Genomic DNA, 19,797 nt, shown 5'->3' on the forward strand with positions numbered 1-19,797 from the left:
CTATGTTAGAACTGCTGTTTCTGTTGTTGCCCGTTGCGGCCGCCTATGGCTGGTACATGGGGCGCAGAAGTTCTCAGCAGGACAAACAGGAAAATGCTAACCGCCTGTCGCGTGAATACGTTGCGGGCGTTAACTTCCTGCTTTCCAATCAGCAGGACAAAGCGGTCGACCTGTTCCTCGAAATGTTGAAAGAGGACAGCAGTACGGTCGAAGCGCACCTGACTCTGGGTAACCTTTTCCGCTCCCGTGGTGAAGTCGATCGCGCGATCCGCATTCACCAGTCCCTGATGGAAAGCGCCTCGCTGACCTTCGAACAGCGCCTGCTTGCCGTACAGCAACTGGGCCGGGATTACATGGCGGCCGGTTTCTATGACCGTGCGGAAGACATGTTTAATCAGCTGGTGAAAGAGCAGGATTTCCAGCTGTTTGCCCTTGAGCAACTGTTAATCATTCATCAGGCGACCAGCGACTGGCAGAACGCCATCGATGTGGCTGAACGTCTGGTCAAACTCGGCAAAGAAAACCGCCGTAAAGAAATTGCCCATTTCTGGTGTGAGCTGGCGCTGCAGGCTGTGGTGTCAGATGATTTTGACAAGGCGACCGGCTTACTGAAAAAAGCCGCGTCGGCGGATAAACTCTGCGCCCGCGTGTCGATCATGCAGGGGCGGATTTTGCTGGCGCAGGGCGAATATCGCAAGGCGACCGAAGCGTTACAGCGGGTGCTGGAGCAAGACAAAGAGCTGGTCAGCGAAGCGCTGCCGATGCTGCAAGAATGCTATCAGAACCTTGGCGATACGCTGGCCTGGGCGGAATTCCTCAAACGTTGCGTCGATGAAAATACCGGTGCCACTGCGGAACTGATGCTGGCAGAAATCATCCATGATGAAGAAGGGCGTGAGACGGCGCAGAACTATATCAACCGTCAGCTTCAGCGCCATCCGACCATGCGCGTGTTCCATCACCTGATGGATTACCATCTGGCCGATGCGGAAGAAGGGCGTGCGAAGGAAAGTCTGGTCTTACTGCGGGATATGGTGGGTGAGCAGATCCGCACGAAGCCCCGTTACCGTTGCCATAAATGCGGCTTTACCGCGCATTCACTCTACTGGCATTGCCCGTCTTGCCGGGGCTGGGCGACAATAAAACCGATCCGGGGACTGGACGGACAGTGATCGTTTGACTCGCTGTCCTTCCGGCTATCGCGTGCTGATTCTTAGTGTTACTTCTTCTTACTGCTGGTCTTACGTGCGTTAAGCAACGTGCGTAATTTCTTGATTTCTTTGGCGGTCAGCGCGGGTTCAGTCTCTTCAGCGAGATGCTGGTTATCAATGTCATGTTCGGTGGCTTTTGCGGCTTTCTTGCCTTTCGGCGCGGCGGGGCTAAAACTCTCTTCCAGGCGTGCTGCCACTTCTGCACTTAATGAATGTTCTGCCTGAGCAGCGGCGTTTTTAATCAGTTCTTTTAATTCGACCGGAATTTTCACAGTCAGGGTCGTTATCTCACTCATTTTTCAGCCTTTCCTTAGAGTAAAAATAACAAGCTATGCCAGCCTTGTTGCATCGTCTAGTGCTTAACAAAAATTTAATAAAACTGTCACATTATGTGTAGCTGTGAATTCAGCGACTTGCCATGTAAAATGCTGGCGGCAAAATGAATAGTTTCCCTTCCTGATTTGAACATTAACAAGAGGCTGACGATATGAAGTCCGAAAATAACATTAACAACAACGACTTAAATACATCACCTATTGTTGTCGCACTTGACTATGCCGATAAGGCCGCCGCGCTGGCGTTTGCCGATAAAATTGATCCCCGTGATTGCCGTCTGAAAATTGGCAAAGAGATGTTTACCCATTTTGGCCCGCAAATGGTCAAAGATTTGCAAACCCGCGGTTTCGACGTATTTCTGGATCTGAAATTCCACGATATTCCAAACACCACCGCGCGCGCAGTGGCTGCTGCAGCGGATCTGGGCGTGTGGATGGTGAATGTCCATGCCAGTGGCGGGGCGCGCATGATGACCGCCGCGAAAGAAGCACTGGCTCCCTTTGGTAAAGATGCGCCGCTGCTGATTGCCGTGACGGTGCTGACCAGCATGGAAGGCAGCGATCTGGCGGATCTGGGCATCGACCTTTCTCCGGCGGATTACGCCGAGCGTCTGGCCCGCCTGACCCGCGATTGCGGCCTCGATGGCGTCGTGTGTTCCGCGCAGGAAGCGACGCGCTTTAAATCGGCATTAGGGCAGGCCTTTAAACTGGTGACACCGGGTATCCGCCCGGCAGGCAGCAAAGCCGACGATCAGCGCCGCGTGATGACTCCGCAGGAAGCGCTGGCGGCAGGGGTGGATTACATGGTGATTGGCCGTCCGATCACGCAGTCTGCCGATCCGGCCCACACCTTACGTGAAATCCGCGCGTCACTGATTTAAGAAGGAAGAAGCATGAACAACGACAGCAACAGCCGTTTAGTCTATTCGACCGACAGCGGCAGAATCGATGAGCCGAAAGCGGTGGCTGAGCGTCCGAAAGGTGACGGCATCGTGCGCATTCAGCGTCAGACCAGTGGCCGTAAAGGGAAAGGCGTATGCCTGATCACCGGCGTGGATCTTGATGATGCGGCACTGGAAAAACTCGCGGCGGAGCTGAAAAAGAAATGTGGCTGCGGCGGTGCAGTGAAAGAGGGCGTGATTGAGATCCAGGGCGATAAACGTGACCTGCTCAAACAACTGCTGGAAGCGAAAGGGATGAAAGTGAAACTGGCGGGCGGCTGATGTGAACAAGATGCTGCGCCTGTTAACAGCGCAGCATCTTTCAATTTTTTGGCGCTGTCTTTATTTGCTGACCTGATGCCCCACAATACCACCGACTGCTGCGCCACCTAATGTGCCTAAGGTACTGCCATCAGTCAGAACCGCACCACCCAGTGCACCGGCACCGGCACCAATTGCCGTGTTGCGGTCACGTTTAGACCAGTTACCGCAGGCGGTAACAGACATCGCAAGAGTCAGAACCAGTGCAATACTGGCAACGCGTTTATTTAAGAGCATCATAGTTATCTTCCTCAAAGGATTAACGTTCAGCATCATTTATAAGTATAGGTAAATGGCAGCGTTCTCACCGAAATTCACCCTGTATTCCTTCACAGTACTTACAAATTTTCTGGCTGTTCCGAACCTTTATTTATAATTCGTATCATCCGGACGCACTTTTGCATCCGTTGAATTAAAATAGTGAAATTACCATTCATTCACTAGGTGAATAATCTTAATTCACCAGCTTACCGCTTCACCGGAGCACAAAAGACTAAAGCCCGCACACTTCTCATCCAAATCCCGCCTGGCAGGCACTTTTACGTTTGCAGCAGATCTGTACGCACTCTTTAGCGATTTGCCCCATACCTGCGTTTTGCCGTCAACCAGACAATAAAGCATCGTAATAAGAGGGAACCAAGATGCTTAAACAACTGAAAGAGCAGGTACTGGAAGCCAATCTGGCACTGCCGCGCCACCATCTGGTGACCTTTACCTGGGGAAATGTCAGCGCGGTGGATCGCCAGCAGGGGCTGGTGGTGATCAAACCGTCGGGTGTGGAATACGATCATATGGGTGTGGACGACATGGTGGTGGTGGAACTCGAGACCGGTAAAATCGTCGAAGGCAGCAAAAAACCGTCGTCGGACACCGACACGCACCGCGTGCTGTACCTGAATTTCCCGGAAGCGGGCGGCATTGTGCATACCCATTCACGTCACGCCACCATCTGGGCGCAGGCCGGTTTAGACATTCCAGCCTGGGGCACCACGCACGCGGATTATTTCTACGGCAACATTCCCTGCACCCGTCTGATGACGGAAGAAGAAATCGCCGGGCGTTATGAATGGGAAACCGGTGAAGTGATAGTCAAAACCTTCGCGGAAAGAAATCTTTCACCGGCAGATATTCCTGCGGTGCTGGTTCATTCCCACGGGCCGTTTACCTGGGGGAAAGATGCGGATAATGCCGTGCACAATGCGGTAGTGCTGGAAGAGGTGGCCTATATGGGCATTTTCTCCCGCCAGCTCACCCCGCAATTGCCAGATATGCAGCCGCAGTTGCTGGATAAGCATTACCTGCGTAAGCACGGTAAAAACGCCTACTACGGTCAGTAATCCCCGTCATACGTCGAATTGCAGATGCGTGGGCTGCGCATCGTCACCCGAATCACTTACTTGTGTAAGCTCATCGGGATTCCTTCACCTGCCGCCTTGCTGCAACTCGAATTTATTTTGGGGATAAGTAATGATGGGTCAGCTGACAAGGCTGACCTTAATCCCTGCGGCAGAAAGCTGCTGTTGATATTCAGCGGACAGTTTATCGTCGGTGATCACCCGGCTGAAGGCGCTGACCGGCCCCAGCGGGTTGAGATTGATTTGGCCGAATTTCGAGGAATCGGTCAGCACGATATTTTCCGCGCCTTTCGCCACCACGGCATTCACCACGTCAGCACGCAGCATGTCGCGGCCGGTAAAACCGGTGGTATCGGTAAAGCCGTCGATGCCCATAAACGCTTTGCTGAAATTCATTTGTTGCAGACAGAGCCGGGTCAGCGGGCCGACCACGGTCTGACTGGTTTTCTGATACATTCCGCCGAGCAACACCACTTCACACGGCATGCTTTTCAGTAACGAGGCCACATAACTGCTGACGGTGATCACCGTCAGGTTCTTCTTATCGGCCAGATATTGCGCCAACAGGGCAATGCTGCTGCCACTTTCGAAAAAGACCGTTTCACCGTCCTGAATAAGCGACGCCGCGAACTTCGCCAGCTTCTGCTTCTGGGCAAAATTCGACATCATGCGGGTATCAACGTCATCGGTCTGGATCGCCACCGCATAACCGTGTGCGCGGCGCAGATAATGACGCTGTTCCAGCAAGGTGAGGTCATGGCGGATAGTGACTTCCGACACCTGACAAATCTGTGACAACTCACCGACGCTGATGCGTTGCTTGTCGTTTACCCATTGCAAAATAACTTGCTGTCTGTCGTTCATAGCCGCCCAAAATACGGGCGACCTGCGCCGCCCGGAAAAAGTAAAATTCAGAGGAGAACGTTAAAGTGAATGTTCTGTGCGGGCGATAATATCATCCTGAGCCTCCGGCGATAAGGCCGTGAAGAACGCGGAGTAACCCGCCACGCGCACCACCAGGTCGCGATAATTCTGCGGCTCCTCGCGCGCCTTCAGCAATGTCTCGCGAGACACGATGTTGTACTGCACATGCCAGCCGCGATGTTCCTCAAAGAATGTCCGCAGCATCAGCATCAACGTCTGGCGGTCAGTTTCATTTTCCAGCGATGCCGGATTCAGTTTTTGATTGAGTAACACACCGCCGAGAATGGCTTCTGTCGGCAATTTACCCAGCGAGTTAAACACCGCCGTCGGCCCGAGATGGTCGGTGCCGGAGGCCGGGCTGGCGCCTTCTGCCAGCGGGGTAAAGGCTTTGCGGCCATCCGGTGTGGCGGTGGTTGCCGCACCAAAGGGCACGTTTGCCGAAATGGACGACGTACCCGCGTAATAGGTGCCGCCGACCGGGCCGCGTCCGAAACGGGTATTGTGATAATTCGACAGTTCATCGATATAGCACTGATACGCGCGCACCAGCAGCTGATCCACCTCGTCATGATCGTTGCCATATTTCTCTGCGCCGTTAATCAGACGCTGACGCAGCCGCTCGCCGTCCAGCCCTTCATAATCGGAGGCCAGCGCCTGTGCCAGCTCCTGCTGGCCGATCACGCCCTGATCAAACACCAGTTTTTTCACGGCGGCCAGGCTGTTGCCCAGATTGGCGATCCCGACCTGCAAACCGGACACCCAGTCGTATTTTGCGCCGCCTTGCTTGATGGTTTTTCCGCGTTCGATGCAGTCATCCACCAGCGCCGAACACAGAATATCCTGTGCGTTCTCTTCCAGAACCGTATCGACCACACATTCGATTTCGATGGATTTACGGGTGTAATAACGGATCTGCTGATCCCACTGCGCAAACACCTGTTCGAAGTTATCAAAATTGCCCTGCGACAAACCGCGTTCCTGCGGCAGGAAGCAGGTATGACTTTTCGCGTCGTGACCCTGTTCCATCGCGGCGAGCATCACGCGGGCAAAGTTGATGAAACTCATGCCGGTGCAACGATAGCCCCATTTGCCGCCGACGGCCGTTTCGATACAGCCGATGGCGGCATAATCGTATGCATCCTGTTTTTCGACGCCCAGCTTAATGAATTCCGGAATGACAATTTCGTCATTATTAAAGGCTGGCATCCCGAATCCGCAGCGGATCACCTGTACACAGGCATCGAGGAAATCACTGCTCATGCCTGCGTGATAGCGTACGCTGAGATTCGGCTGGGTGGAGCGCAGCTGACCGCAGGATTCCAGCACCGCGTATGACAGCGGATTAACCGCATCAGAGGCCACGCCGTTATGCAGATTCTGTCCGCCGATGGTGACATTCTGATACAGCGGACTGCCCGCTGACGCTTTGGAGTGCGTACCGGAACGGATTTTGTTCACCTCCAGCAATTTCAGCCAGCAGCTTTGCAGCAATTCGATGGCCTGATCGCGCGCCAGCGTCTGTTCCAGCTCAACATCGCGGCGATAGAACGGATAAAGATACTGATCCATACGACCGAATGACACGGAATGGCCGTTGGATTCGATCTGCAAAATCAGCTGAATGAAATAGCACAGTTGCAGTGCCTGCCAGAAATTTTGCGGCGGCTGATGAGCGATGACGTCGCAGTTAGCGGCGATCGTCAGCAACTCGTTGCGGCGCGCCTCGCGGGTTTCGGTGGCGGCCATGTCCCGTGCCTGTTGCGCGAAACGCACGACGTGATCGCTGACCGCAGCCAGCGTGATATCAATGGCTTTCAGCAGTTGTTCTTTATGCAGGTCTTCCCAGTCGGTCAGCTGAATACGGCTGCGGCGCTCGTCCACTTTACTGCGCAACCCGTCCAGACCCCGTTCCAGCAGCAGCGGGAAATTCACCGCCAGATGGGCATCGCCGGAAGTCATATTGCCCTCGGCTTTCACGATGCCGCTGTCAAGCAGGGCTTTCTGTTCATCAGTAAACATGCCATAGCAACGGTCCTGCACGGTCTGACCGCGCCACCACGGGCAGATATCATGCAGAATTTTTTTGTTGGCTTCACTGACCGCAAAACCCGCGCCGGGGCGTTCTGCCAGCGCGTCAATTTCGCTTTCGATCCAGCCTACGGTGTATTCCGGGAAAATCGGTGCGGCGCGCACTTCGCTGGCCTGATTCCCCACGATCAGCTCGTCGTGTTTGATCCAGATAGTGCGCTGGCGCAGATGTTCCGCCAGCGCCAGTGCGCGACGGACCGCCAGCGGTTTGTCGGCATGTTGCTGATAAACCTGCGTGTAATGTTGCGCGCGCTCGGTACACACCGGCGGCTTCACGATGTGGATCAGGGCGTCTTTATGCGCGCGGATACGGCCGGAAAGGGTGTTCAGATTCAGTTGGGTCATTTTTCTTATCCTCTTAACTGTGCACAAAGCCCTTTTTCTGCGGCGTATTGCTCAGCGAACGTCAGCAGGTCAGGGTCATTTAACGGCTGGCGTGGCGCCAGATAGGGTTGTCCCAGCAGGGCATATTTGTTGATGCCGAGGGTGTGGTAGGGCAAAAAGTGGATGGCGTCGCAGCCGGTTTCTTCCGCAGCAAAATCAACGATCTGGCGAACGGATGCCCGGTCAGCATTAAAATCAGGAATTAACGGCACCCGGACGATCAGTTTTTGTCCGGCCGCCGCCAGCCGACGGAAATTATCTTTCACCCGTCGGGCAGACCCGCCGGTCAGACGCCGGAAAGGCTCGTCGGCGACATGTTTGAGATCGGCCAGCAGCAGATCCAGCGCGCCCAGTGAAGGCTCGATATATTTCCACGGCACATGCAGGCAGCTTTCCACGGCGGTGTGCAGCCCTTCATGGCGGCAGCGTTGCAGCAGTGTCAGCGCAGTCTGTGGCTGCATAAAAGGCTCACCGCCGGAAAGCGTGACGCCGCCACCGGTGCGGGTATAAAAAGGTTTATCGCGCAGGATCTGCTGCATCAGGGCATCAATAGCCGCCTCTTCCCCGCAGACGCTCAACGCGCCGGAAGGGCAGACGTCAGCGATCTGGCTCAAATCGTCAGCCTGAAACTGTTCACGCCGTACGGCAATGTCACCTTTTTCCACGCGGATGGCATGAGGAAAGACCGTCGCACAGTGCTGGCAACCTGCGCTGCACAGACGTGAATCGAACAGCACATCCGGTACGGCGGAACGGCTTTCCGGGTTTTGGCACCAGGTGCAGCTCAGTGAACAGCCTTTCAGAAAAATGACCGTGCGGATCCCCGGACCATCGTGTGTGGAATAACGCTGTACATTGAAAATCATCTCGACGCTCTCTGAGTTCTGTTTTCTTCTTTCGTAATTTACAGGCTTTCATTCGAAAGTGATTTTGATGACGATCAACAAACCTTCTGCTTGCAGGCGTACACTCTCTGAACTTTGCATTCACTCACAAGTTTCAGGGAGAAAGTTATGGAGCTGTATCTCGATACTGCCGATGTCACTGCGGTAAAACGTTTGTCGCGCATCCTGCCGTTGCAGGGGGTTACCACCAATCCGAGCATCGTGGCGAAAGAAGGAAAATCGCTGTGGGAAGTGTTGCCCGCGTTGCGTGATGCTCTGGGCGGTAACGGCAAATTGTTCGCGCAGGTCATGGCATCCGACGCCGAACAGATGGTTGCCGAAGCGCTGTTATTGTCGCAACGTGTCTCCGGTTTGGTGGTGAAAGTGCCGGTTACCCGTGAAGGTCTGGCGGCCATTAAGAAACTGAAAAGCATGAACATCCCGACGCTCGGCACGGCGGTGTACGGCGCCGGTCAGGGGTTGCTCTCGGCGCTGGCCGGGGCGGAATATGTCGCGCCGTATGTGAACCGTCTGGATGCGCAGGGCGGTGACGGCATCGCGATGGTGAAAGAATTGCAGACATTGCTCAGTCTGCACGCGCCGCAGTCAAAAGTGCTGGCTGCCAGCTTCAGAACGCCGCGCCAGGCAATGGATTGTCTGCTGGCGGGATGTCAGTCCATCACCTTGCCGGTGGATGTGGCCGAACAACTGCTCAACGCGCCTGCGGTACAGGCAGCGGTGGAAAAATTTGAAGCCGACTGGCAGCAGGCGTTTGGCACCACCACGCTGAGTTAATTGTCCGGCGCATGAACCTACCCGCACAGACCTCTGTTGCGGGTTTTTTTACGTCTGCGGGTTAAGAATTTTCGTATTAATAGTCGAAAATGTGATTTCCCTCCGCAATCAAATATTGACGAATTAAATTTATAAAACTAGCGATCTAAAAAATAGAAACATCGTTTCAATTTATGAAGTGAATCACTTTTATCACTCTGATAAATGGATAACGTAGCGGCATTCGGTAGTCCGTTACTTTTAAATCAGGTGAAAAAATATGCACATTAAACGAGCGATAGAAAAAATCCCTGGTGGGATGATGTTAGTGCCTCTCTTCCTAGGTGCGCTGTGCCATACCTTCGCGCCTGATTCGGGCAAATATTTTGGCTCCTTTACCAACGGACTGATGACCGGCACCGTACCGATTCTGGCGGTGTGGTTTTTCTGCATGGGCGCTTCCATCAAACTCAGCGCGACCGGTACGGTGTTGCGTAAATCCGGCACCTTAGTGGTCACCAAAATTGCGGTCGCGTGGATTGTGGCGGCGGTAGCATCCCGGTTTATGCCGGAGAATGGCGTGGAGTTCGGATTCTTTGCCGGGCTTTCCGTGCTGGCGCTGGTCGCCTCAATGGACATGACCAACGGCGGTCTGTACGCCTCTGTGATGCAGCAATACGGCACCAAAGAAGAAGCCGGTGCATTTGTGCTGATGTCGCTGGAATCCGGCCCGCTGATGACCATGGTGATCCTCGGCACGGCAGGTATCGCGTCATTCGAGCCACACGTTTTTGTCGGTGCGGTGTTGCCGTTCCTGGTCGGTTTTGGCTTAGGTAATCTTGATCCGGAACTGCGCGAGTTCTTCAGCAAAGCGGTACAAACGCTGATCCCGTTCTTCGCCTTCGCGCTGGGTAACACCATCAACCTGAGCGTGATCGCACAAACGGGTCTGTTAGGTGTCATGCTGGGTGTGGCGGTGATCGTCATCACCGGTATCCCGCTGATCCTTGCCGATAAATTCATCGGTGGCGGCGACGGTACGGCAGGCATTGCCGCCTCCAGTTCCGCCGGTGCGGCGGTCGCCACGCCGGTACTGATTGCAGAAATGGTGCCGCAGTTCAAACCGATTGCTCCGGCCGCCACGGCGCTGGTCGCCACCTCGGTGATTGTGACATCCATCCTGGTGCCGATCCTGACAGCCATGTGGTCAAGAAGAGTGAAGAGCAAAGCGGTGAAAGGCAAAGTGGCGATGGATCCGCCGATGGCAAGTGTGAAATAACGGTTTTAGTTGGGCAAGAGGCATTAACCCGGAAGGTATATGCAGGACAACTCCCTCCCCTGCGAAGGGGAGGGTTGGGGTGGGGTATTAATGACAATTCAATGAGTTAAAGTGTGCTTTGGCTTTTGTGTTGTCTTTAAAACCCCCTCCCGCCTCCCCCTTCGCAGGGGGAGGAGCAAAACCGTATTCACCTTAAGAGTGCTGTCAAAGCACTTTCTCCAGAAACCGCCGCGTGCGTTCATGGCGCGGCCGGTCCAGCACCTGTTCAGCACTTCCGCTTTCGACGATGGCGCCATCGACCATAAACACCACCTGATCTGCTACCTGCCGCGCGAAGCCGATTTCGTGCGTGACCACCACCAGCGTCACGCCGGACTGCGCCAGCTTTTTAATCACATCCAGCACCTCGCCCACCAGTTCCGGATCCAGCGCGGAAGTGGGTTCATCGAACAACATCACTTTCGGGTTGAGCGCCAGTGCGCGGGCGATGGCGATTCGCTGCTGCTGGCCGCCGGAAAGGTGGCGCGGCCAGGCATGGGCTTTTTCGCGCAATCCGACGGTATCGAGCAGTTCATAGGCGCGGGCGATGGCCTGTTTGCGCGGGAATAAACCGTGAACCACCGGCGCTTCAATGATGTTATCCAGCACGGTCATGTGCGGAAAAAGATTAAAATTCTGGAACACGTAACCGACGTGCGTACGCTGTTTCAGAATGGCGCGTTCCTTGAGTTCATACAGCGTATCGCCTTTGCGGCGGTAGCCAATGTAATCGCCGTCAATCTGGATAAAGCCTTCATCAACCCGCTCCAGATGGTTAATAGTGCGCAGCAGCGTGGATTTCCCCGAGCCGGAAGGGCCGAGGATCACGGTCACGGTGCCGGGCTCAATGCTCAGGCTGACATTATCCAGCGCTTTGTGTGCGCCGTAGTATTTGCTCAGATTATGGATATCGATACGCCCGACGGTGGCGGCCTGCGGCTTATGCAAAAACAGGCGTTCTGCGGGGGCGTCTGCCGGGCGGTTAACGAATAAATCAAAGGCTTCAGACATACGGTTTTCCCTTTATTAAGAACGGGCGGTACGCCACAGACGCAGGCGTTGCAAAGGCGTTGGCGCGACCTGCCGCACCGTGCCACGCGCGAAATAGCGTTCGACGTAGTACTGCAATACCGATAGCACGGTGGTGATCAGCAGATACCAGATGGTGGCGACCATCAGCAACGGAATGACCTGTTGCGTGCGGTTGTAAATTACCTGCACGGTGTAAAACAGCTCCGGCATCGACAGCACGTAAACGATCGACGTGCCTTTCGCCAGACTGATCACCTCGTTAAAGCCGGTCGGCAGAATGGAGCGCAGCGCCTGCGGCAAAATAATGCGGAAGGTGCGGCGGTAAGCCGGTAACCCTAAAGCCGCCGCCGCTTCATGCTGACCGTGTTCTACGCCCAAAATGCCGCCGCGAATGATTTCTGCGGTATAGGCCGACTGCACCAGCGACAAGCCGAGTACCGCGACAGAAAACTGATCCAGCAAATTGACGGTCGGCGTGCTGAAAAAGGAAATCGTGGTGAACGGAATGCCGAGGGAAAGGTTGTCGTACAGATAGGAAAAGTTATAGAGGATGATCAGCACCAGCAGCAGAGGCAGAGAACGGAACAGCCAGATATACCCCCAGGCCAGGGCGTTGAGCAGGTACGATTTCGACAGGCGGGCGAGGGCCAGCACGGTGCCAAAAATCACGCCAAACACCGTGCCGAGCAGCGTCAGCAACAGCGTTTTACCCAGCCCTGATAAAATCACCGGATCAAAAAACCACTGACGAAACACGCCCCATTCCCAGCGGGAATTCGTCGCAATCGACTGGATAATCCCCAGCAGAATGAACACGGAAAACACCGCACCGGCCAGCCGCCACGGATAACGCGCGGGCACCACTTTCAGCGGGGGATGACGTACAGATGAAGGGGCATTTTCGCTCATAACGTTCTCTTTCTGTCAGGTTGCAGTTCAGGTGACGGGAACGTCAGCTGTCAGCGCCTTGGTAAACGGCAGGCGTCCGTCATACGGCGGACGGGAAAACACTTCCGGATCCAGACGGGTATCAAACTGTGGCTGATAGCCGTGGGATAAATACAGTCCGACGGCTTCCGGCTGACGGAAACCGGTGGTCAGAAACACCTGCCGGTAACCGTACGCAGCGGCACGGCGTTCCAGTTCATGCAGGATTTTTTGCGCCAGTCCCTGACGGCGCAGCGACCGGTGAGTCCAGATACGCTTCAGCTCGGCGGTCTGCTCGTCGTAGCGTTTGTATGCGCCCATCGCAATGGGCGCGCCGTTTCTCAGCAGAACAATGAACGTGCCATCGGGCGCAGAGAACACACTGTTATCTTCCGGTGGCTGGCTTGAGAAAAAATCGCCGTAGCGGTCGCGATATTCACCGAATAATCCTTCGATCACCGGCGCAATCAGCGGGTCTTCCGGCGCAATCTGAATAAAAACGTCTTCGCTCATTGTTCGTGCTCCTGATCAGTCGCCCAGTCCCGGCGGGTTAATTTCTGAATGGTCAATTTTCTCGACACTTTCACCCCAGCGATCCAGCACTTTGATATAAGCGCCGCTGGCGATGGCACTGTTCAGCGATGCCTGTACGGCATCCACCAGTCCGTTACCTTTTTTCAGGGTGACAGCGATATTGGCCGTTTTCGGCCAGCCGCCGGGTACGGTGCCGACCAGTTTGGTTTTGCCGGTCAGCAGTGCTTTATACGCACCGGTGACGTTAGGGCCGAAGGTGGCATCGGCACGACCGGACTGGATCGCCAGCGTCGCAGCGGCGTCATCGGTGACATATTGCGGCTTGAGCGCCGGTAATCCTTTGGCCTGATTCTCTTTGTCCCAGGCCAGCAACACCGCTTCCTGATTGGTGCCGGAGCCGACGATAATGCGTTTACCGGCGATGTCCGGCGCAGAAGTAATGGACGTGATTTTGCTGTCACTTTTCACGTAAAAGCCCAGCGTGTCCTGACGATAGGTCGCGAAATCAAACTTAGTTTTGCGGTCTTTGGTGACGGTGATGTTATAGATCGCCGCATCGTATTTTCCGGAGGTGACGCCGAGCGGCCAGTCTTCCCACGAGGCGGGCACCACTTTGAGTTTCAGGCCCAAACCGTCGGCGACCAGACGGGCGATATCCGCTTCGCTGCCGATCACGGTTTTATTGTCGCGGGCATACAGGCCGAACGGCGGTGCGCTGCCGAGAACCGCCAGCGCCACAGTCAGCGTGCCCGGTTCAACAAACTTAAAATTGGCCGGAATTTTGGCTGCGGCTTCAGCGCTTTTCGGCGTATGAATTGGCGTTTCATTGGCAATCAGATCTATTCCCGGCGCGGCCTGTGCCACCGCAGAAAAACTCAATAATGCGGCGATGGTGGTCGCGGTGAAAGTGGCGCTATGTTTCATCATTATTCTGTTTACCCTGCATTCTTATTGTTTATGGTGATTATCGTGTGGTGACGTTTTCACTATTCCCGAGTGTTACAGGGATGTAAAACAACAAAATTAAATAATCAAAGAGATAAAGTAGAAATACATGACGGCATAAAATAACCACGAAAAATGCCCGGAATAACCGGGCATGAGAGAATAAGATCAGGAATGAAAAGGTTATTTTTCGCTTAATTCCCGCAGTGCTTTTTCCGCTAACTGCTGAAAATAATTGGCCGCCGGATAAATGGCCGATTCATCCGGATTAAATTGCGGATGATGCAATCCGAAATCGCTGGCCGAGCCGATGCTGACAAACGCCCCAGGCACATGATGCAGATAAAAAGCAAAGTCTTCACCGCCCATCTGCGCCTGCGCCACTTGCGCGTTATACCCAAAATCAGCGGCCGCCTGTAAGGCAAAATCCGCCCAGCGTGGCGTATTCACCACAGCAGGCGGCCCGCCGAACCAGTGCAGTTCCGCTTTCGCGCCCAGGGCCTCAGCCACGCCGGTGATCACCTTGCGGATCCGCTGCGGGATCTGTTCGCGGATAACGCTGCTGTAGGTGCGCACCGTTCCTTCCAGTTCGACCGTTTGCGGCAACACATTCCAGGTATTGCCGCCTTCGATGCGGGTGACGCTGACCACCGCCGCATCCTGCGCACTGACGTTGCGGCTGACCACGGTTTGCAGCGCGGTCACGATATGGCTGGCGGTGACAATACTGTCAGTGCCTTCTTCGGGATGAGCGGCGTGCGCGCCTTTGCCGGTGACGGTGATCTGGAAGCGGTCAACGTTGGCATAAAATGCGCCGCCTTTGGTTTCAAAGGTTCCGACCGGCAGTTCCGGCGCATTGTGCAGGCCGAAAATCGCATCGACGTTGACCAGCGCACCGGCTTTGATCAGTTGCGATGCGCCGCCAAACCGTTCCTCGGCAGGCTGGAAAAACAGCCGCACGCGGCCGGGGAGCTGGTCTTCGCGTGCTTTAAGTAAATAAGCCGCGCCGAGAATCACCGAGGTGTGGAAATCATGGCCGCAGGCGTGCATCACGCCGGGCTGTTGCGAACTGAACGGCACGCCGGAGGCTTCTTCAATCGGCAGGGCATCGATGTCACCGCGCAACGCCACCACCGGTCCGGTCTGCGGGCCGATTTCTGCAACGACGCCGGTTTTCAGGCCAAGTGATAAAATGCGGATCCCGGCGGCATTCAGCCACTCCGTTATTTTTTGCGTGGTCACAAATTCCTGATTGGATAATTCAGGGTGCTGATGTAATTCACGGCGATAAGCGATAAGTGTTTCTTCTAATCCTGACGGGGTGCCGGAGGTGATATTTTTCGTGTCTTCTGCAAGTGAAATGCTCATAGCGAAATAACCCTATTGTCTGATAATGCGTGCTCAGGAGAGGTAGCAGGTCATTTCATGCTAGTCAGCACGGTGAGAATAACTAAATACTCAGTCGCTATAATTTATAGTCATTTTGCACAGCGCGGTGCATAGCAAAATACTGACTATAGAAACGTGTTTTTATTATTTAGCTTTACCCTTATTTCATGGAACTCTTTTTATCACGACGGATAAAAAGGAATACCCAGGTGAATTACCGACTGAGTTTATTAGACCAAAGCCCGATTAATGAAGGGCAGACGGCGGCGCAGGCACTGAATGCCACGCTGACCTTTGCGCAGGCCGCCGAACGGCTGGGCTATCACCGTTTATGGGTATCGGAACATCACGACGCTGAAAAACTGGCGGGCAGTTCGCCGGAAGTGCTGATTGCCTGGCTGCTGGCGCACACCTCCCGGCTGCGCATCGGTTCCGGCGGGGTGATGCTGCAACATTACAGCCCGTATAAAGTGGCGGAAAATTTCCACCTGCTGTCATCACTGGCTCCGGATCGCGTGGATATCGGCATCGGCAAAGCGCCCGGCGGTTTACCGCTGTCGACCAAAGCGTTACGCGCCCATGCACCGGCCGAATCAGCGCCCGGTTTCCCGGCGCAGTTACAGCAACTGACGCATTATCTGACGCATCTTGATGATCATCTGGCGGGCACCGAAGCCCGTGCATTGCCGCGTCCGCCGGTTGCGCCGCAGCGATTTCTGCTCGGTGCCAGCAAAGAAAGCGCCCGTCTGGCGGCGTCGCTGGGCTGGAACTTTGTGTTCGCCGGTTTTATCAATGCCTCCGCCGAAGCGATGACCGAATCGGTGCTGGCCTTCCACGAATATTCCGCCGGACAAGGGCAGGCGCTGGTCAGTCTGGCGGTGCTGGCGGCTGAAACCCGCGAGCTGGCCGCTGAAAAGGTGGCCGGACGACATAATTTCCGCGTCACGGTGGGCGACCGCCATGTCACCGTCGGCTCCCGCGAACAGGCGGAAGCCTTTGTGCGGCAGTCCGGCGCGACGCAATACCATATCGAACAACAGCAAATCAGCGTGCTGCACGGCACGCCGGGCGATATCCATCAGCAACTGCGCGATATCCAGCGCCGCCTGTGCGTGAACGAATTTATCATTCATACCCCACTGACCGAGGCCGATGTGCGTCTCAAATCCATCGAATTGCTGGCTGGCCAGCTGTAAGGAGATTTCATGAGCCATTCAAAAAGTATCAAGCTGGGTCTGATGTTGCACGGTGCCGGCGGCCACATGAATTCGTGGCGTCACGAAAAAGCGCCTGCGGATGCCAGTGTTAATTTCCCGTATTTCCGCGATCTGGCGCTGCGCGCGGAAGCCGCCGGTTTTGATTTCCTGTTTGTGGCCGACGGTCTGCATATCAATGAAAAATCGCTGCCGCATTTTCTCAACCGTTTCGAGCCGGTGGCGTTGCTGTCGGCGCTGGCGTCAGCGACGCACAGCATCGGGCTGGCGGGCACCATTTCGACCTCCTACAGCGATCCCTTTACCGTGGCGCGTCAGCTGGCATCCATCGACAACATCAGTCAGGGAAGGGCTGGCTGGAATGTGGTGACATCGCCGCTGGCCGGTTCAGCGAAAAACTTCGGTAAAGATCACCCTGAACACGCACTGCGCTATCAGATTGCCGAGGAGTACATCAACGTGGTGCAGGGGCTGTGGGATTCGTGGGAAGACGGCGCCTTTGTGCGGGATCGCGAAAGCGGCGTGTTCTTCGATGCCGCAAAGCTGCATAAACTCAATCATCAGGGACAGTTTTTCTCGGTGGAAGGGCCGCTGAATATCCAGCGTTCGCCGCAGGGACAGCCGGTGATTTTCCAGGCAGGCGCTTCAGATGCCGGGATCGCGCTGGCAGGTAAATCCGCCGATGCGGTGTTTACTAATGCCCGTTCCCTGGAAGAAGCGCAGGAATACGCGGCAAAATTACAGGCACAGGTCAGCAAAAATGGCCGTCATCCGGTGGGCATCTTCCCCGGTATCAGCCCGATTGTTGGCAAAACCGAACAAGAAGCCGAGGCGAAATATCAGTATCTGCTGTCGCTGTTGTCACTGGACGATGCGCTGGCGTATCTCGGCCGTTTCTTCGACCACCACGATTTCAGCCAGTATCCGCCCGACGGCCCGTTCCCGGATCTGGGTGATCTGGGGCAGAACACCTTCCGCTCCACCACCGACAGCATCAAGAAACGGGCGCGGGAAGAGCACCTCACGCTGCGGGAAGTGGCGTATCAGGCCACGTTGCCGCGCGGCGAATTCTTCGGCACGCCGGAGCAGGTGGCCGACCGGCTGATCCGCTGGGTGGAAGAGGGCGGTGCCAGCGGATTCATCATCAGTGGCCCGGTGCTGACCGAGGCGCTGGACGACATTACCCGGCTGGTGTTACCGGTGCTGGCAGCACGCGGCTACTGGCATCCGTCGGAAGCCACGACGCTACGCGAGCGTTTAGATATTCCGTTCAAAACCAACCGTTACAGCGTGCAGGGATCCGTTCGCGAGGCGGTGAGCATAAAATAGTTACAACATACTTTAGCTTTTGTCTCAGCCCGCTCCGGTGACCCGGTGCGGGCTTTTTGTTTTGCAGGTTTTTATCGGCAGACACCGCGGCGGGGTTGCCTGTCTGAACAATTGGGCGTACGCTTTCCGCAATTAAAAAACGATCGGTCTAAATGATGAGTGAGACCCTTACAACTGATATCAGGCCCCGTCGCGGGCGTCCGCCAAGAACGGAACGCGAGTTCACGGATACCCGTGAGGCATTGATCCGTTCGGGTCTGGAAGTCATCACAGAAACGGGTTACCTGTCGGCGGGCATTGACACGGTGATCAAAAATATCGCGGTGCCGAAAGGCTCGTTTTATCACTATTTCAAAAGTAAGCAGGATTTCGGCATGGCCGTGCTGATGGCTTACGGATCGTTTTTCGCCCATAAACTCGATAAATTTCTGCTCAATACTGAGCTGCCGCCGCTGCAACGCATCGATGATTTTGTGGCGCATGCCGGGCAGGGAATGGCGAAGTTTGAATTCAGACGCGGCTGTCTGGTCGGCAATTTATTGCAGGAGTCCCCGCTGCTGCCGGACGATTTTCCGCAAACGCTGAAAGCCATTTTAGGCGAGTGGGAAATCCGCATCGCCGCGTGCCTGGAGGAAGCCCGGCAGACGGGAGATATCACCAGCACCACTCAGACCGCGCAACTGGCGCAGATATTCTGGTCCGGCTGGGAGGGGGCGGTGATGCGCGCAAAACTGTTCCGTTCTGCCGACCCGCTTAATCAGTTCTGGGCGTATTTCCGCCACAGCATTCAGTAATTTCTTACGCATAAATTCGAAAAACAGCACCTGCAATCATGACGTGAGTCATCGCATCACTCACGACAAAAACGTCAAACGCCTGAAATCATAAAGGGACAAAAATGAAAGCATTGGTTCTCGAGCAACAAGATAAGGCCACCCTGGCCGCCGTGAAAGACATCGCACTGCCGCAGATGGCGGAAGGCGACGTGCTGGTGGATATCAGCTGGTCAGGTCTGAATTATAAAGATGCGCTGGCAATCACCGGTCAGGGCAAAATCATCCGCCAGTTCCCGATGGTGCCGGGCATTGATTTCGCCGGCCACGTGAGCCACAGCAATGACCCGCGTTTTTCCGTCGGGCAATCTGTCATTCTGACCGGCTGGGGTGTGGGCGAAACGCACTGGGGCGGTCTGGCTGAGCAGGCCTGTGTTAAAGGCGACTGGCTGGTGGCATTGCCGGAAGGGCTGGCTGCACGTAACGCGATGATTATCGGCACAGCCGGTTTCACCGCCATGCTGTGCGTGATGGCGCTGGAAGAGGCGGGCGTCACGCCGGAAAGCGGCACGGTGCTGGTCACCGGTGCCAGCGGCGGCGTCGGCAGCACGGCAGTCGCGTTATTGCATACGCTCGGCTATACCGTGGCGGCGGTGACGGGTCGCGAATCGACTCATGATTACCTGCGTAAACTCGGTGCCAGCGAGATCCTCTCACGGGATGATTTTGCCGAAACCCGTCCGCTGGAAAAACAACTCTGGGCGGGGGCGGTGGATACCGTCGGGGATAAAGTGCTGGCGAAAGTGCTGGCACAAACCAACTACGGCGGCTGCGTGGCGGCCTGCGGTCTGGCGGGGGGCTTCAACCTGCCGACCACCGTGATGCCGTTTATCCTGCGTAATGTCCGGCTGCAGGGCGTGGATTCCGTTTCCGTGCCTGCGGAGCGCCGTGCGGCGGTCTGGGAGCGTCTGCAGAACACGCTGCCGGAAAGTTTCTATCAGCAGGCAGCAACGGAAATTACGCTGGAACAGGCTCCGGCCGTTGCGGCGGATTTCCTCAGTAACAAAATTCAGGGGCGCACGCTGGTGAAAATCGGCGGCTGACCTGTTTCACCCGGTA

20 protein-coding genes are annotated in these 19,797 nt (G+C 55.4%); 10 read left to right on the top strand and 10 right to left on the bottom strand.

Features of this window, described 5'->3' with window-relative positions:
- Window positions 1-2 precede the first annotated feature (2 nt).
- Window positions 3-1,172: a lipopolysaccharide assembly protein LapB gene (lapB, locus tag EYY67_RS08760; RefSeq protein ID WP_095921678.1), complete on the top strand. Its 1,170-nt coding sequence runs from the start codon at window positions 3-5 to the stop codon at window positions 1,170-1,172.
- A gap of 47 nt (window positions 1,173-1,219) precedes the next feature.
- Here lapB and EYY67_RS08765 read toward each other — a convergent pair whose 3' ends face one another.
- Window positions 1,220-1,507 (bottom strand): Arc family DNA-binding protein, encoded by a 288-nt coding sequence (locus EYY67_RS08765; RefSeq protein ID WP_095921679.1) that lies wholly within the window; start codon window positions 1,505-1,507, stop codon window positions 1,220-1,222.
- 191 nt (window positions 1,508-1,698) lie between these two features.
- Here EYY67_RS08765 and pyrF point away from each other — a divergent pair, with 191 nt between their 5' ends.
- Window positions 1,699-2,427 carry an orotidine-5'-phosphate decarboxylase gene (gene pyrF, locus EYY67_RS08770; protein ID WP_119827330.1) on the top strand — a complete coding sequence of 243 codons (729 nt, stop codon included), beginning with the start codon at window positions 1,699-1,701 and terminating at the stop codon, window positions 2,425-2,427.
- A gap of 12 nt (window positions 2,428-2,439) precedes the next feature.
- A complete protein-coding gene (gene yciH / locus EYY67_RS08775) occupies window positions 2,440-2,769 on the top strand; it encodes a stress response translation initiation inhibitor YciH (RefSeq protein WP_095921681.1) in 330 nt (109 codons plus the stop codon).
- Window positions 2,770-2,829: 60 nt separating this feature from the next.
- On the opposite strand, the gene osmB is transcribed toward yciH, so the two are convergent.
- The gene (osmB, locus tag EYY67_RS08780; RefSeq protein ID WP_095921682.1) at window positions 2,830-3,048 is read right to left on the bottom strand and encodes an osmotically-inducible lipoprotein OsmB; all 219 of its coding nucleotides are present in this window, start codon (window positions 3,046-3,048) and stop codon (window positions 2,830-2,832) included.
- Window positions 3,049-3,449: 401 nt separating this feature from the next.
- Between osmB and araD the strand changes: the two genes are divergently transcribed.
- Window positions 3,450-4,145, top strand: a complete 696-nt coding sequence (araD, locus tag EYY67_RS08785) for an L-ribulose-5-phosphate 4-epimerase (RefSeq protein ID WP_095921683.1) — start codon at window positions 3,450-3,452, stop codon at window positions 4,143-4,145.
- Window positions 4,146-4,283: 138 nt separating this feature from the next.
- Here araD and EYY67_RS08790 read toward each other — a convergent pair whose 3' ends face one another.
- From EYY67_RS08790 to EYY67_RS08800, 3 genes are read right to left on the bottom strand one after another with little or no spacing between them, the layout of a single operon-like run.
- The gene (locus EYY67_RS08790) at window positions 4,284-5,027 is read right to left on the bottom strand and encodes a DeoR/GlpR family DNA-binding transcription regulator (RefSeq protein WP_131693330.1); all 744 of its coding nucleotides are present in this window, start codon (window positions 5,025-5,027) and stop codon (window positions 4,284-4,286) included.
- A gap of 60 nt (window positions 5,028-5,087) precedes the next feature.
- Window positions 5,088-7,520: a formate C-acetyltransferase/glycerol dehydratase family glycyl radical enzyme gene (locus EYY67_RS08795; protein WP_131693331.1), complete on the bottom strand. Its 2,433-nt coding sequence runs from the start codon at window positions 7,518-7,520 to the stop codon at window positions 5,088-5,090.
- Window positions 7,521-7,525: 5 nt separating this feature from the next.
- Window positions 7,526-8,425, bottom strand: a complete 900-nt coding sequence (locus tag EYY67_RS08800; RefSeq protein ID WP_095921686.1) for a glycyl-radical enzyme activating protein — start codon at window positions 8,423-8,425, stop codon at window positions 7,526-7,528.
- A 147-nt stretch (window positions 8,426-8,572) separates the two neighbouring features.
- Here EYY67_RS08800 and fsa point away from each other — a divergent pair, with 147 nt between their 5' ends.
- Entirely contained in the window at window positions 8,573-9,238 is a 666-nt protein-coding gene (fsa, locus tag EYY67_RS08805; RefSeq protein ID WP_095921687.1) for a fructose-6-phosphate aldolase, read from the top strand.
- Between the two features lie 259 nt (window positions 9,239-9,497).
- Entirely contained in the window at window positions 9,498-10,496 is a 999-nt protein-coding gene (gene kdgT / locus EYY67_RS08810; protein WP_095921688.1) for a 2-keto-3-deoxygluconate transporter, read from the top strand.
- A gap of 204 nt (window positions 10,497-10,700) precedes the next feature.
- Here kdgT and EYY67_RS24590 read toward each other — a convergent pair whose 3' ends face one another.
- From EYY67_RS24590 to EYY67_RS08835, 5 genes are all read right to left on the bottom strand, one after another.
- On the bottom strand, window positions 10,701-11,546 hold the full coding sequence (locus EYY67_RS24590) for an amino acid ABC transporter ATP-binding protein (protein ID WP_229920953.1): 846 nt from the start codon (window positions 11,544-11,546) through the stop codon (window positions 10,701-10,703).
- A 15-nt stretch (window positions 11,547-11,561) separates the two neighbouring features.
- Window positions 11,562-12,476 carry an amino acid ABC transporter permease gene (locus tag EYY67_RS24595; RefSeq protein WP_095921689.1) on the bottom strand — a complete coding sequence of 305 codons (915 nt, stop codon included), beginning with the start codon at window positions 12,474-12,476 and terminating at the stop codon, window positions 11,562-11,564.
- A gap of 27 nt (window positions 12,477-12,503) precedes the next feature.
- Window positions 12,504-13,007: a GNAT family N-acetyltransferase gene (locus tag EYY67_RS08825; RefSeq protein ID WP_095921690.1), complete on the bottom strand. Its 504-nt coding sequence runs from the start codon at window positions 13,005-13,007 to the stop codon at window positions 12,504-12,506.
- 15 nt (window positions 13,008-13,022) lie between these two features.
- Window positions 13,023-13,952 carry an ABC transporter substrate-binding protein gene (locus EYY67_RS08830; protein ID WP_195817031.1) on the bottom strand — a complete coding sequence of 310 codons (930 nt, stop codon included), beginning with the start codon at window positions 13,950-13,952 and terminating at the stop codon, window positions 13,023-13,025.
- Between the two features lie 204 nt (window positions 13,953-14,156).
- Window positions 14,157-15,341, bottom strand: a complete 1,185-nt coding sequence (locus EYY67_RS08835; protein WP_095921692.1) for a M20 peptidase aminoacylase family protein — start codon at window positions 15,339-15,341, stop codon at window positions 14,157-14,159.
- 230 nt (window positions 15,342-15,571) lie between these two features.
- Between EYY67_RS08835 and EYY67_RS08840 the strand changes: the two genes are divergently transcribed.
- The 4 genes from EYY67_RS08840 to acuI all read left to right on the top strand — a co-directional run bounded on the left by EYY67_RS08840 (window position 15,572) and on the right by acuI (window position 19,781).
- A complete protein-coding gene (locus EYY67_RS08840) occupies window positions 15,572-16,558 on the top strand; it encodes an MsnO8 family LLM class oxidoreductase (RefSeq protein ID WP_131693332.1) in 987 nt (328 codons plus the stop codon).
- Between the two features lie 9 nt (window positions 16,559-16,567).
- Entirely contained in the window at window positions 16,568-17,905 is a 1,338-nt protein-coding gene (locus EYY67_RS08845) for an LLM class flavin-dependent oxidoreductase (protein WP_119827318.1), read from the top strand.
- Window positions 17,906-18,060: 155 nt separating this feature from the next.
- Window positions 18,061-18,699, top strand: a complete 639-nt coding sequence (gene acuR, locus EYY67_RS08850) for an acrylate utilization transcriptional regulator AcuR (RefSeq protein WP_229920955.1) — start codon at window positions 18,061-18,063, stop codon at window positions 18,697-18,699.
- A gap of 104 nt (window positions 18,700-18,803) precedes the next feature.
- Complete coding sequence (acuI, locus tag EYY67_RS08855; protein ID WP_131693333.1) at window positions 18,804-19,781, top strand: acrylyl-CoA reductase (NADPH); 978 nt, start codon at window positions 18,804-18,806, stop codon at window positions 19,779-19,781.
- Window positions 19,782-19,797: the final 16 nt, after the last annotated feature.

It is taken from the genome of Rahnella victoriana, assembly GCF_004330295.1.
Classification (GTDB): domain Bacteria; phylum Pseudomonadota; class Gammaproteobacteria; order Enterobacterales; family Enterobacteriaceae; genus Rahnella; species Rahnella victoriana.

Bases quoted from the DNA above. Each gene is read 5' to 3' on its own strand.
- lapB (WP_095921678.1), top strand. From the start codon at position 3: ATGTTAGAACTGCTGTTTCTGTTGTTGCCCGTTGCGGCCGCCTATGGC.
- EYY67_RS08765 (WP_095921679.1), bottom strand. From the start codon at position 1,507: ATGAGTGAGATAACGACCCTGACTGTGAAAATTCCGGTCGAATTAAAA.
- pyrF (WP_119827330.1), top strand. From the start codon at position 1,699: ATGAAGTCCGAAAATAACATTAACAACAACGACTTAAATACATCACCT.
- yciH (WP_095921681.1), top strand. From the start codon at position 2,440: ATGAACAACGACAGCAACAGCCGTTTAGTCTATTCGACCGACAGCGGC.
- osmB (WP_095921682.1), bottom strand. From the start codon at position 3,048: ATGATGCTCTTAAATAAACGCGTTGCCAGTATTGCACTGGTTCTGACT.
- araD (WP_095921683.1), top strand. From the start codon at position 3,450: ATGCTTAAACAACTGAAAGAGCAGGTACTGGAAGCCAATCTGGCACTG.
- EYY67_RS08790 (WP_131693330.1), bottom strand. From the start codon at position 5,027: ATGAACGACAGACAGCAAGTTATTTTGCAATGGGTAAACGACAAGCAA.
- EYY67_RS08795 (WP_131693331.1), bottom strand. From the start codon at position 7,520: ATGACCCAACTGAATCTGAACACCCTTTCCGGCCGTATCCGCGCGCAT.
- EYY67_RS08800 (WP_095921686.1), bottom strand. From the start codon at position 8,425: ATGATTTTCAATGTACAGCGTTATTCCACACACGATGGTCCGGGGATC.
- fsa (WP_095921687.1), top strand. From the start codon at position 8,573: ATGGAGCTGTATCTCGATACTGCCGATGTCACTGCGGTAAAACGTTTG.
- kdgT (WP_095921688.1), top strand. From the start codon at position 9,498: ATGCACATTAAACGAGCGATAGAAAAAATCCCTGGTGGGATGATGTTA.
- EYY67_RS24590 (WP_229920953.1), bottom strand. From the start codon at position 11,546: ATGTCTGAAGCCTTTGATTTATTCGTTAACCGCCCGGCAGACGCCCCC.
- EYY67_RS24595 (WP_095921689.1), bottom strand. From the start codon at position 12,476: ATGAGCGAAAATGCCCCTTCATCTGTACGTCATCCCCCGCTGAAAGTG.
- EYY67_RS08825 (WP_095921690.1), bottom strand. From the start codon at position 13,007: ATGAGCGAAGACGTTTTTATTCAGATTGCGCCGGAAGACCCGCTGATT.
- EYY67_RS08830 (WP_195817031.1), bottom strand. From the start codon at position 13,952: ATGAAACATAGCGCCACTTTCACCGCGACCACCATCGCCGCATTATTG.
- EYY67_RS08835 (WP_095921692.1), bottom strand. From the start codon at position 15,341: ATGAGCATTTCACTTGCAGAAGACACGAAAAATATCACCTCCGGCACC.
- EYY67_RS08845 (WP_119827318.1), top strand. From the start codon at position 16,568: ATGAGCCATTCAAAAAGTATCAAGCTGGGTCTGATGTTGCACGGTGCC.
- acuR (WP_229920955.1), top strand. From the start codon at position 18,061: ATGAGTGAGACCCTTACAACTGATATCAGGCCCCGTCGCGGGCGTCCG.
- acuI (WP_131693333.1), top strand. From the start codon at position 18,804: ATGAAAGCATTGGTTCTCGAGCAACAAGATAAGGCCACCCTGGCCGCC.